This window comes from Bacteroides sp. 2201st1_D9_2201SCRN_220225, assembly GCF_040928965.1.
In the GTDB taxonomy this organism is placed as follows: Bacteria; Bacteroidota; Bacteroidia; order Bacteroidales; family Bacteroidaceae; genus Bacteroides; species Bacteroides stercoris.
In genome coordinates this window covers 49,244-62,019 of the sequence record NZ_JBCODG010000002.1, presented here as the reverse complement: position 1 = coordinate 62,019, position 12,776 = coordinate 49,244, and the positions used below count along the sequence as shown (strand labels likewise).

At 47.5% G+C, this 12,776-nt stretch carries 12 protein-coding genes and 1 tRNA gene; 11 read left to right on the top strand and 2 right to left on the bottom strand.

The features are described 5' to 3' along the window. Positions 1-57 precede the first annotated feature (57 nt). From AB5903_RS00950 to AB5903_RS00900, 11 genes are all read left to right on the top strand, one after another. Positions 58-645 (top strand): TIGR00730 family Rossman fold protein, encoded by a 588-nt coding sequence (locus AB5903_RS00950; protein WP_272709733.1) that lies wholly within the window; start codon positions 58-60, stop codon positions 643-645. Then, on the top strand, positions 642-1,373 hold the full coding sequence (locus tag AB5903_RS00945; RefSeq protein WP_016660934.1) for a DUF4271 domain-containing protein: 732 nt from the start codon (positions 642-644) through the stop codon (positions 1,371-1,373). Before AB5903_RS00950 ends, AB5903_RS00945 begins: the two co-directional genes overlap by 4 nt. A 4-nt stretch (positions 1,374-1,377) precedes the next feature. Then, entirely contained in the window at positions 1,378-2,130 is a 753-nt protein-coding gene (locus AB5903_RS00940) for a uroporphyrinogen-III synthase (RefSeq protein ID WP_005655679.1), read from the top strand. A 164-nt stretch (positions 2,131-2,294) separates the two neighbouring features. Further along, entirely contained in the window at positions 2,295-2,717 is a 423-nt protein-coding gene (gene rnpA / locus AB5903_RS00935) for a ribonuclease P protein component (protein ID WP_368117595.1), read from the top strand. Next, positions 2,714-2,935 carry a membrane protein insertion efficiency factor YidD gene (gene yidD / locus AB5903_RS00930; RefSeq protein ID WP_005655675.1) on the top strand — a complete coding sequence of 74 codons (222 nt, stop codon included), beginning with the start codon at positions 2,714-2,716 and terminating at the stop codon, positions 2,933-2,935. Before rnpA ends, yidD begins: the two co-directional genes overlap by 4 nt. Beyond that, positions 2,932-3,579, top strand: a complete 648-nt coding sequence (locus AB5903_RS00925; RefSeq protein WP_005655674.1) for a TatD family hydrolase — start codon at positions 2,932-2,934, stop codon at positions 3,577-3,579. The genes yidD and AB5903_RS00925 overlap by 4 nt, the downstream gene beginning before the upstream one ends. 78 nt (positions 3,580-3,657) lie before the next feature. Then, entirely contained in the window at positions 3,658-4,950 is a 1,293-nt protein-coding gene (gene tyrS / locus AB5903_RS00920) for a tyrosine--tRNA ligase (protein ID WP_005655672.1), read from the top strand. Positions 4,951-5,042: 92 nt separating this feature from the next. Then, positions 5,043-5,113: transfer RNA gene (locus AB5903_RS00915), tRNA-Gln, on the top strand. 338 nt (positions 5,114-5,451) lie between these two features. Continuing rightward, positions 5,452-6,294 (top strand): 5-dehydro-4-deoxy-D-glucuronate isomerase, encoded by an 843-nt coding sequence (gene kduI / locus AB5903_RS00910; protein WP_005655670.1) that lies wholly within the window; start codon positions 5,452-5,454, stop codon positions 6,292-6,294. A gap of 33 nt (positions 6,295-6,327) precedes the next feature. Next, positions 6,328-7,131, top strand: a complete 804-nt coding sequence (locus AB5903_RS00905) for a gluconate 5-dehydrogenase (RefSeq protein WP_005655668.1) — start codon at positions 6,328-6,330, stop codon at positions 7,129-7,131. A gap of 143 nt (positions 7,132-7,274) precedes the next feature. Beyond that, positions 7,275-8,507 (top strand): DUF4861 domain-containing protein, encoded by a 1,233-nt coding sequence (locus AB5903_RS00900; protein ID WP_118086471.1) that lies wholly within the window; start codon positions 7,275-7,277, stop codon positions 8,505-8,507. 81 nt (positions 8,508-8,588) lie between these two features. On the opposite strand, the gene AB5903_RS00895 is transcribed toward AB5903_RS00900, so the two are convergent. Further along, positions 8,589-9,203, bottom strand: coding sequence for a polysaccharide deacetylase family protein (locus AB5903_RS00895; RefSeq protein ID WP_117667069.1), 615 nt, complete (start codon positions 9,201-9,203; stop codon positions 8,589-8,591). Between the two features lie 115 nt (positions 9,204-9,318). Continuing rightward, on the bottom strand, positions 9,319-12,684 hold the full coding sequence (locus AB5903_RS00890) for a DUF2723 domain-containing protein (protein ID WP_272709712.1): 3,366 nt from the start codon (positions 12,682-12,684) through the stop codon (positions 9,319-9,321). Positions 12,685-12,776: the final 92 nt, after the last annotated feature.

Genomic DNA, 12,776 nt, shown 5'->3' with positions numbered 1-12,776 from the left:
TCTCCTTAAAATCATATACCTTTGCAACAAGGTAATAATTGATATAGCTGAAAGATGATGAATAAGATAACCTCCGTATGTGTATACAGTGCTTCGAGCACTAAAATAGACCCCGTTTTTTTTAATGCCGCCCGTGAACTGGGAACGTTGCTGGGGCAGCGGCATATCCGTTTGGTGAACGGTGCTGGTAATATGGGACTTATGGCTGCAGTGGCGGATGCCACACTTGCGGCAGGCGGTGAGGTGACCGGAGTGATACCCCGTTTTATGATTGAGCAGGGGTGGCATCATACAGGACTGACCAAGCTTGTAGAGGTGGAAAATATGCATGAACGCAAGCAACTGATGGCGGATTTGAGCGATGCTGTGATTGCATTGCCCGGCGGTTGCGGTACTTTGGAAGAATTGCTCGAAGTCATTACCTGGAAACAATTGGGACTGTATCTGAATCCGATAGTCATATTGAATATCAAGGGGTATTTCGACCCGTTGCTGGCTATGTTGCAGAAGGCTGTAGACGAAAACTTCATGCGTGCGCAGCACAGTACCATCTGGCATGTAGCCGCGACAGCCGGGGAAGCGGTTGAACTGGTACATACCGTACCTTTGTGGGATGCCTCTATCCGTAAGTTTGCAGCGATATGATGAGTTGGTTGGCGGCATGGATACCCGGTGGAGCGGACGGTGTGCCTATTCCCTATTCTCCGAGAATGGACGACGGCATCACCATTGTGCTGCTATGTTGTTTTTTTCTGTCGGCCTATGTGCTTTCCCGTAGCCGCAGGTTTCTGTTGCAGCTGGTAAAGGATTTTCTGTTGCATCGTGAGCGTACCAGCATATTTGCAACCTCAACGGCGGGTGATATGCGCTACCTGCTATTGTTGATTTTGCAGACTTGCATACTCTCCGGGGTCTGCATTTTTAATTACTGCAATGATATTCAGCCAGAATTGGTGCATCATGTTCCGCCTTTTGCGCTATTGGGGCTTTATATCGGGATAAGTCTTTTGTATTTATTTCTGAAATGGATTTTATACTCTGTATTAGGTTGGATTTTTTTTGACGAAAGTACTACGACTCTTTGGCTTGAGTCATATTCTACCCTGCTTTATTATCTTGGTTTCACTCTTTTCCCGTTTGTACTGTTTATTGTTTATTTCGATTTAAGTCTGCAACTTACAGTAATAATTGGATTGATTTTAGCCTTTTTTACTAAAATATTGATGTTCTATAAGTGGTTCAAGCTTTTTTGTAGCAATTTACATGGCAGTTTCCTTTTAATTTTGTACTTTTGTGCCCTTGAAATCATGCCTTGTTTTATGCTATACCAAGGAGTGATACAACTAAACGATTATTTGATAATAAAATTTTAGGACGTTGAAAATTAAGAAAGTACTTGTGTCGCAGCCGAAACCGGCATCAGAGAAATCTCCTTACTACGACATTGCCGAGAAGTACGGTGTGAAAATCGATTTTCGCCCGTTTATCAAAGTAGAGAGCCTTTCAGCAAAAGAGTTCAGACAGCAGAAGGTCTCTATATTGGATCATACCGCCGTTATTTTCACTTCGCGTCATGCAATCGATCACTTTTTTCATCTTTGTACGGAATTGCGCGTAACAATCCCTGAGACCATGAAATATTTCTGTGTGACGGAGGCGATTGCTTTGTATATTCAGAAATATGTACAATACCGCAAGCGTAAGATTTTCTTTGGAAATACCGGAAAGTTTGATGACCTGTTGTCTTCCATTATAAAGCATAAGACTGAAAAGTATTTGGTGCCGATGTCGGATGTACATACAGACGATATTAAGAATCTGTTGGACAAGAGTAAAATCCAGCATACGGAAGTAGTCATGTATCGTACGGTAAGTAATGATTTTACTCCGGATGAAAAGTTTGACTATGACATGCTGGTATTCTTCAGCCCTGCCGGTGTGTCTTCTTTGAAGAAGAATTTCCCGGATTTCGAGCAGAAAGAGATTAAAATCGGAACATTCGGCTCTACAACAGCACAGGCTGTCCGTGATGCCGGACTCCGTTTGGATTTGGAAGCTCCCAGTGTGCAGGCGCCCTCTATGACGGCAGCGCTTGATATGTTCATAAAGGAGAACAACAAGGGAAAGTGAAAAGAAGTATAAGTTATGAATTATAAGTTATAAGCCTGTCGGATACATTTATAATCGTAACGAAGCAATAACGGGCGGCGGGCAGACTGCGGAATCTTAGCAGCACTACCTGTAGCCCGTTTTTTCATATCCCCCTCTATATTTTACATTATACCTTATACTTCATGGCGAATACCTTACATAAAGTCGAAAGGCTGAATAAAAAAAAGATAATAGAGAAGATGTTTGCGGGCGGTTCGCGTTCGTTTTCGGTCTTCCCGTTGCGTGTGGTGTATTTGCCGGTAGAGGAGCTGGAGGCGGATGCTTCCATTCTTATCAGTGTTTCGAAGCGCCGCTTCAAACGTGCGGTGAAGCGCAACCGCGTAAAGCGTCAGATACGCGAGGCTTACCGTGTAAACAAACATGAACTGTTGAACGCTTTGGCAGAAAAGAAGTGCCGGTTGGCCATTGCCTTTATTTACCTTTCCGACCAGCTGACGGAATCTTCCGTAATAGAAGAGAGGGTGAAGACTGCTTTGGCGCGTATTGTTGAGAAAGTTACCGTATCGGATGCGAATATGGCAGCCGTAGCGCCTATGAAGCCATGAAACGCCTGCTTTCATATCTGCTGTTGCTTCCTATTTATTTTTACCGGAAGTGCATTTCGCCCATGACTTCCCCTTCGTGCAGATTTACTCCTACCTGTTCTCAATATGCAGTTGAGGCTATTAAGAAACATGGCCCTTTCAAAGGCCTTTATCTGGCGGTAAAACGTATATTGCGTTGCCATCCCTGGGGTGGTTCCGGATATGATCCTGTTCCATGAAATTTCCTGTCGATATACATACGCATCGCTTGCCGCCTGTGCCCGGAACGGCTATTGCGAACCGTTATCCCGATACTTTTGTTCCGGAAGAGGGGGCGTGGTATTCGGTAGGCATACATCCCTGGCATATCCCGGCAACCGTTACTCCGGTTGTTCGGAATGAAATGAATGTTTTGGCTTCTTTAGCCGGGCATCCGCAGGTTCTTGCCATAGGGGAAGCCGGACTGGATAAATTGGCCGATGCTCCGATGGTTGTGCAGATAAAGGTTTTTGAATATCAGGCACGGTTGTCTGTGGAGCTTGACAAGCCTTTGGTCATTCATTTGGTAAAGGCTATGAGTGAGTTGCTGAAGTTGAAACAGCAGATAAAGCCGGCCAACCCCTGGATTATTCATGGTTTTCGCGGGAAAGCGGCTCTGGCGGAGGAATGTCTGAGGCATGGGTTTTATCTCTCTTTCGGGGAGAAATATCAGGAAGAGGCGCTGCGGATAACTCCTGCCGACCGTCTGTTCCTGGAAACTGACGAAAGCTCCGTGCCGGTTGCGGATTTATACAGCCGGGCAGCCGAAGTCCGTCGCGTATCTTTGGCGGAACTCACGGAAGCGATACGGGAAAATATCGCCAAAGTCTTTTTTAAACAATAAGAGTTGTTTGTTCGGATAAAGAGTCGTACTTTTGTCGCAGACAAAGTATAAATCAAATAATTAATAGTTAATCATTCGATGAATTTTGTAGAAGAATTAAAATGGCGTGGCATGCTCCACGATATGATGCCGGGTACGGAAGAACTGCTGGCAAAGGAACAGGTGACTGCATATATCGGTTTCGACCCTACGGCAGACTCCCTGCACATCGGACACCTTTGCAGTGTGATGATATTGCGTCACTTCCAGCGTTGCGGCCATAAGCCGTTGGCACTGATAGGCGGTGCTACGGGTATGATTGGCGACCCTTCCGGTAAGTCGGCGGAACGCAATCTGCTCACTGAAGAAACATTGCAGCGCAATATGGCAGGCATGAAGAAGCAGTTGAGCAAGTTTTTGGATTTTGATTCGGATGCCCCTAACCGTGCGGAGTTGGTGAACAACTACGATTGGATGAAGGACTTCAGTTTCCTTGATTTTGCCCGTGAAGTAGGCAAGCATATCACCGTAAACTATATGATGGCTAAGGATTCGGTGAAGAAGCGTCTGAACGGTGAAGCCCGCGACGGTCTTTCTTTCACAGAATTCACTTATCAGTTGCTGCAAGGCTACGATTTCCTGCATCTGTACGAAACCAAAGGTTGCAAGCTGCAAATGGGCGGCTCGGACCAGTGGGGTAACATCACCACGGGAGCCGAACTGATTCGCCGTACCAATGGCGGTGAGGTATTTGCCCTGACAAGCCCTCTGATTACAAAGGCGGACGGCGGTAAATTCGGTAAGACGGAATCCGGCAATATATGGCTCGATCCCCGCTATACATCTCCTTATAAGTTCTACCAGTTCTGGCTGAACGTAAGCGATGCCGATGCAGCCCGCTACATCAAGATATTCACTTCTTTGTCCAGGGAAGAAATCGAGGCTCTGACGGCCGAGCACGAAGCAGCTCCGCACTTGCGTGTCCTGCAGAAGCGTCTGGCCAAGGAAGTCACCATTATGGTACACTCCGAAGAGGACTACAACGCGGCTGTCGATGCGTCCAACATTCTTTTCGGCAATGCCACATCGGAGGCGTTGAAAAAGCTGGACGAAGATACTTTGCTGGCAGTGTTTGAGGGTGTTCCTCAGTTTGAGGTATCCCGTGATGCGCTGGCTGCCGGTGTAAAGGCAGTTGATCTGTTCGTAGACAATGCGGCTGTATTTGCATCGAAAGGCGAAATGCGCAAGCTGGTGCAGGGCGGCGGCGTCTCTTTGAACAAAGAAAAACTGGCTGCTTTCGATCAGGTTGTTACAACTGCTGATTTATTGGATGACAAGTATCTGCTGGTGCAACGCGGCAAGAAGAACTATTATCTGATTATTGCAAAATAATATAGGGATATGAAAAAATGTCCCGAAATATTTGCATATTTCGGGACATACTTCTATCTTTGCACCGCTTTTTAACAGAAAGCGCATATGTTTGGACTATGGTGTAATGGTAGCACAACAGGTTTTGGTTCTGTTTGTCCAAGTTCGAATCTTGGTAGTCCAACGAAAAAAGCTCCGACAGTCGATGATTGTCGGAGCTTTTTTCATTAGTATATGAGTTGTGCCAATATAGTGGCACAACTTTGTCTATTATATGGCACGGGTTTGCCATATAGATGGCACGGTTGGCAACTATAGGATTCTCTTTTATTTTTTCTTTTGATTTATTCATTCAATATTAGGACATTTCTGATGATTTTTCCTTTCTTTGTACAATATTGATAGATAATTAGGACAAAAAAGCAATGTTTTGCCGTTTTCTTTTGCTACATTTGCAATCGTGTACGTAAACGACGTACCGCTGGCTGTTAATTTTGAAAATTAAAGAAAGGTAATATAATCATGAGAACGAACTATGAGATCCGCTACGCTGCGCATCCGGAAGATGCGAAAAGTTATGATACGAAAAGAATTCGTCGTGATTTCCTTATAGAGAAAGTATTCTCCCCGAATGAAGTGAATATGGTATATTCCATGTACGACCGTATGGTGGTAGGTGGTGCCATGCCGGTGGGTGAGGTGTTGCAACTGGAGGCTATCGACCCGTTGAAAGCCCCTTATTTCCTGACCCGCCGCGAGATGGGTATTTTCAATGTAGGCGGACCGGGCGTGGTCAGAGCCGGCGACGCTGTGTTTGAAATGGATTATAAAGAAGCCCTCTACCTGGGTTCGGGCGACCGTGAAGTTACTTTTGAGAGCAAGGACGAGGCTCATCCGGCCAAGTTCTATTTTAATTCCGTAACGGCTCATCGCAACTATCCCGACAAGAAAGTGACGAAGAGAGATGCGGTAGTGGCTGAGATGGGTTCTTTGGAAGGCTCCAACCACCGTAATATCAACAAGATGCTGGTAAATCAGGTGCTGCCGACCTGCCAATTGCAAATGGGCATGACGGAACTTGCTCCGGGCAGTGTGTGGAATACAATGCCGGCACACGTCCACAGCCGCCGTATGGAAGCTTATTTTTACTTTGAGATTCCGGAAGACCATGCTATCTGCCACTTTATGGGCGAGGTGGACGAAACCCGCCATGTGTGGATGAAGGGCGACCAGGCTGTCCTTTCTCCCGAATGGTCTATCCACTCTGCCGCAGCTACGCACAATTATACCTTTATATGGGGGATGGGCGGCGAGAATCTGGATTACGGCGACCAGGATTTCTCCTTGATTACCGATTTGAAATAACACTATTTTTTCAACCTAAAATAAATAAACATCATGAATCAGTATTTGAATTTTTCTCTGGAAGGTAAAGTAGCCCTCGTAACAGGTGCTTCTTACGGTATCGGTTTTGCCATTGCTTCGGCTTTTGCAGAACAAGGTGCGAAAATCTGTTTCAACGACATCAACCAGGAGCTGGTAGACAAAGGTATGGCTGCTTATGCCGAAAAGGGTATCAAGGCACATGGTTATGTATGCGACGTAACCGATGAACCGGCTGTTCAGGCTATGGTGGCTACTATCGAAAAAGAAGTGGGCTCTGTTGATATTCTGGTTAACAACGCAGGTATCATCCGCCGTATCCCTATGCACGAAATGGAAGCTGCCGATTTCCGTCGCGTTATCGACATCGACCTGAATGCTCCGTTCATCGTTTCTAAGGCTGTTCTGCCTGCAATGATGAAGAAGGGTCACGGTAAGATCATCAACATCTGCTCCATGATGTCCGAACTGGGTCGTGAGACTGTATCTGCATACGCTGCCGCTAAGGGTGGTTTGAAGATGCTGACTCGTAACATCTGCTCCGAATACGGTGGATACAACATCCAATGTAATGGTATCGGCCCGGGTTACATCGCTACTCCGCAGACTGCTCCGTTGCGTGAAAAACAAGCTGACGGCAGCCGTCACCCGTTCGATTCATTCATTTGCGCTAAGACTCCGGCCGGTCGTTGGTTGGATCCGCAAGAACTCACAGGTCCTGCTGTGTTCTTGGCATCTGAGGCTTCCAACGCAGTGAACGGACATATTCTGTACGTTGACGGCGGTATCTTGGCTTACATCGGAAAACAACCGAAATAACAGGTAATAAGGTAGTGAGGCGGTAAGTGATAGAGGATATTGCTTTACCGCCTTATTTTTTATAATAAGGTTGCTTCATCACCTGCTGCATTATCGCATTACCATCCTGTTACATTACCACTTTATCACATTATTTATTCACTATGAAGAAACTTCTTTTATTAGGTATGACGGCCTTGTTTTGCTTCGCTTGCAACGACAGCAGGACGGTGACCGTTACGGTAACCAATCCGTTGGCCATGGAGCGCTCCAATGAAATGGTAGAGGTGTCTATGGAAACTGTTACAGACCGCCTGGGCTTGGCGGACACGGCACAGATTGTAGTATTGAATGCCGACGGGCAGCAAGTGCCTTATCAGATTACGTACGACGGCAAGGTTATATTCCCGGCTGCGATAGCTGCTGGCGGCACCGCTACGTACACCATACAAACCGGTACGCCTGAGGCTTTTGATGTAAAGGCCTGCGGCAGATGCTATCCCGAACGTATGGATGATATGGCTTGGGAGAATGATTTGGTGGCTTTCCGCGCTTACGGTCCTGCTTTGCAGGCTAAAGGAGAGCGTGGTTTCGGTTATGACCTGTTTACGAAGTATAACACTACCGAACCGATGCTGGAGGCCATGTACGCCAAAGAACTGGACAAGGAAACGCTTGCCAAGATTGCCGAACTGAAAAAGACCGACCCGAAGGCTGCTGCCGAGTTAAGCCGCGAGCGTTCTTATCACATCGACCACGGTTATGGGATGGACTGCTATGCGGTAGGTCCTACATTGGGAGCCGGTGTAGCCGCACTGATGGTAAACGATACGATTATCTATCCGTGGTGCTATAAGAACCAGGAGATTCTGGATAACGGCCCGTTACGTTTTACGGTGAAGCTGGAGTTTACTCCGCTGACTGTAAAGGGAGATTCGACCGTGGTAGAAACACGTTTGATTACACTTGATGCCGGCTCGCATTTGAACAAGACTGCCGTATCGTACAGTAATCTGAAAGAAACATTGCCTATCGTTGCAGGCATCGTATTGCATGAACCCGATGGAGCTGTCGTTGCCGATGCTGCTAACGGTTACATTACTTATGTAGACCCTACGACCGGTCCCGATAACGGTAAAATCTTTATGGGTGCTGCGGTTCCCGCTGTTGTCAAAGATGCGAAAACCGTACTTTTCTCTGAAAAGGAAAAGAAAGAACGCAACAATGCCGACGGTCATGTACTTGCTGTAAGCGACTACGAACCGGGTTCGGAATATGTATATTATTGGGGATTTGCATGGGATAAGGCAGATATCAAGACTGCCGATGCCTGGAACCGATATATGGCTGATTTCGCTCAGAAAGTGCGTAATCCGCTGACGGTAAAAGTAAACTGAAAAGAGTAGAGAGTTGAAAGTCAGGCTGCGCAATTGTGCTGCATGAAAACTTTCAACTCTCAACTTTATAACTCTATAATTCTATAACAGTCTGAACTCGTATCCCTCTTCTTTCAGAAATTCTATTGCCCGTGGCAGTGCATATTGCAGGTTGCCGTTGTTCCAGGACTTTAAGGAATCGTGAAATGTGATGATGGAGCCGTTGCGGGCGTATCTCATTACATTGGCAAGCACCTGTGGTCCGCGAAGTTTCTTACTGTAGTCACGGGTTACCAAATCCCACATTATTATCTTATAACGGCGTTTCAGTATCATGTACTGCGTCCATCCCATGTGGCCGTGCGGAGGGCGGAACAGGTCTGTTTTCATTACCTCGTTGGCTTTCTCGGCATTTGCCAGATAATCTTTGAAGTTGTATTCAAATCCTCTGAGATGGTTAAAGGTATGGTTACCGATGCGGTGTCCCCGCTCCACAACCATTTGGAATTCATCAGGGTGCTTACGGATATTGTCACCTACCATAAAGAAGGTGGCTTTTATGTCGTATTTGTCAAGCAAGTCGAGTACCCACGGAGTAACTTCGGGGATAGGTCCGTCATCGAAAGTCAGATAGACGGCTCTCTCGTCCGGGTCCATTCGCCATACGGCGCTGGGATATAACTTACGAACAAACTCGGGTGGCTGTTCTATAAACACGGTTAATCGGTGGTTAACGGTTATTGACTGATGCCGGGCATCCGGTGGCGAATGGGCAGGTTTACCGGCAGGATGTACCTGCGGTAATCCGCTCATTCGCTACCGTGTACCGGCATTATTTTTTTTCCATTTTTTGTAATCTTTCGTATCTTTCCGCATACAAGTTGTACAACTCTTCTACCTTCGGAGCGTAGATTTCCGCCAGTTTGGAATTGTATTTCCTCATAATCTTCACTTCAGCATCGAGCACTGCCCAGTGATATTCAAATTCACGGGTAGAGATGGAGAAGCGGTTGTCGTCCATGCTCAGATACCAGGTGAGGTATTCCACGGCTTTGTCGGCAAGGGCTTTCATCATGTCGTCGGCTTTTGTAGAATCGCCCAACTGGTAGTATGCTTCGGCCATCTGTACGGCGCCGTTCTGCCAGTCGTATGGCACGTTGAAGGCGGGAATCATCTTCTCGGCATAGTCCAGTGCGGCTTTAGCCTTATCCTTCTTGCCTTCGCGTATCAACTGCTGTGCAAGCTGGGAGAAGATACGGCGATGCGAGTGGCACATGCGCATGGCATTCTCATCAATGTAGATGCCCGGTTTGTCGATGCCGCCGAACTTGAACTTGTGCATCAGGTTGTCGTACATCTTTTCGCTGTCTATTTTCACACCCAGCTTATCGGTATCGAACGGAGTGAAACGGTAGGTGAGACCCTCCTGAATGAAGTGGTTGCCCATGTTCAGTTGGTTCTCCGGCCCTACGCTGACTGCGATGTAGATAGGACGCTCCCAATTGGCTTCCGCCAGCATTTCGAGCATCATCAGCTCACTCTTGTAGAGGGCGCGTTTGCCTTTCAGCGAGATGTGCATGTAGTCGGGGATGGAATCGCCCGGTATCATCATTCCGCTGCGGCGTACGGCTTCCTTATCCACTTTCATCACGATGCTGTCGGTAGGAATTACCTTCAGGTCCTCGTTCTTGCTGCGTATCCAGTATTTCAGTATGTTCTTGAGTTCGTAAGGATTCTCGCCGAATTCTTTCTTCACGTTTACCAGTGCTTCGGTGTTGCCGCTCAGGGCTTGTTTCTCTGCTTCGGCATACAGGGCATCGATGCTCTTCTTGTATTCGGGACGTACCGGAACATATTCGTTGGTACCTTCTACATACTCCATACGGTCCCACGTGATAGGCAGGGAAGGAGAGTCGTAGGCGGGACGCTTCATCTGGTCGATGTACCAGTCGGTCTGCAGGTAGCTGAGGTTGCAGGTACGGGCGTCGGTACGGAAGCCTTCCGTCTCTTGGTTGTACCACAGGGGGAAGGTATCGTTATCGCCGTTGGTGTATATAATCGGATTACCCGTTTCCTGCAATGACATCAGGTAGTTCTGCCCGAAATCGCGTGCCACATAACGGCCGCTGCGGTCATGGTCGTCCCACGTCTGGCTTGCCATCTGTATGGGAACGAAAAGGCAGGCCACTGAAACGATAGCGGCGGCGGGAAGTTCCTTCATCTTGGCATAATGCTGCAACAGGCGGATAATGCCTGCCACGCCCATACCAATCCAGATGGCGAAAGCATAGAACGAACCTGCATATGCGTAGTCGCGTTCGCGCGGCTGGCTCGGTGTCTGGTTCAGGTAGAGCACAATCGCTATACCGGTCATGAAGAAGAGGAAGAACACTACCCAGAACTGCTGGATACCCTTCTGTCCGCGATAGGCCTGCCACAACAGACCGATAATTCCGAGCAGCAACGGCAGGCAGTAGAATACGTTATGACCCTTGTTCTCTTTCAGCTCTTTCGGCAGCAAGTCCTGATTGCCTACAAGCATATTGTCGATAAACTTGATACCGGTAATCCAGTTGCCGTGTTCTATTTCTCCGCTACCCTGCAAGTCGTTCTGGCGTCCGGCGAAGTTCCACATGAAATAGCGCCAGTACATCCAGTTGAGCTGGTAGGAGAAGAAGAACTTAATGTTTTCCCACTGCGTAGGCATAGTCACCATAATCATTTCGCCGCATTTGTCGTAGGGTACGTCATATCCCTTGATGTCCTGCCATGCCTTATATTGGTTGGCATGAGCGCTGCTGTACATACGGGGGAAGAGCATATTCTGCGCATACTCGTATTCGATGCGTCCGGGGATTTCGATGTAGCTGTCTTTCTCGTCGTCAGTGGCCTTTTCCTTACGGATGTATTTGGTTCCGTTGTAGGAGATGCGCGGTTCGCAATATCCGTCTTTTACATCCAGGGCTACCTGTGAGGAGTAAGCCGGACCGTAGAACAGCGGGCGTGTACCGTACTGTTCGCGTCCCAGGTATTCGCCCAATGTGAAGATATCTTCCGGAGAATTCTGGTCCATCGGCGTATTGGCGGTGGAGCGGATTACGATAAGCGCGTAGGATGAATATCCGATAACAATCATCATGGTGCACAACAGTGATGTGTTCAGTGTGCGTGCCGATACGCGGTATCTCTCCTTAATCTTCTCCTGCGTGCCCGGTTTGAGATAGAGCCACAGCAACGCGATAACGATAATGCCGATAACGACGGAACTGCCGCCATGACCATAGAAAGGAATACCCAGCATGGCTATGGTCAGTATGAACGAGAGTGCCATACGCGACTTGCTCTTTTCATTGTAGCTTTCGTATACACCCCAGATGAGGCAAGCCGCCAGCAAGATGATATATACGATGACACCGCTGTTGAAAGACATGCCGAGCGTGTTGACAAAGAACAGCTCGAACCAGCCGCCCACTTTTACGATGCCCGGTACGATACCGTACAGCACAACCGCTACCAGCACCATAGATGCGAGAAGTGCTAACAGCGAACCTTTTGCGTTGGCATTGGGCACTTTCTTATAGTAGTATACCAGCACGATAGCCGGAAGACAGAGCAGGTTCAGCAAGTGAACACCGATACTCAATCCGGTGAGATAGGCGATAAGAATCAGCCAGCGGTCGGAATGCGGCTCGTCCGCCACATCTTCCCATTTCAATATCAGCCAGAACACTACTGCCGTGAACAGTGAGGAGAAAGCATACACCTCACCCTCTACGGCGCTGAACCAGAACGTATCACTGAATGTGTATGCCAATGCACCCACCAGACCGCTGCTCATGACAGTAATCAGTTGTCCTTTGGTGATGTTGTTTTCATCGGTAATAACCAGTTTGCGTACCAGGTGAGTGATGCTCCAGAATAAGAACAGGATACAAGCGCCGCTCATCAGTGCACTCATGTAGTTCACCATCTTGGCAACGGTAGAGGCATCGGAAGCAAACTGAGAAAACAGATTGGCTACTAACATAAAGAACGGTGCACCGGGCGGGTGTCCTACTTCCAGCTTATAGCCGGTGGTAATGAACTCCGGGCAGTCCCAAAAACTTGCAGTCGGCTCAATAGTCATGCAATAAACCGTTGCTGCAATGATAAAGGTAATCCAACCAATCAGGTTGTTTACGGTTTTGTACTGTTTCATTCGGATGAAATTCGTTATGGTTTTATTTTAATTTCGGCATATATGGGCGCAAAGATAATGATTTCAGTTCTAAATAAGTGACAATAAGGCGG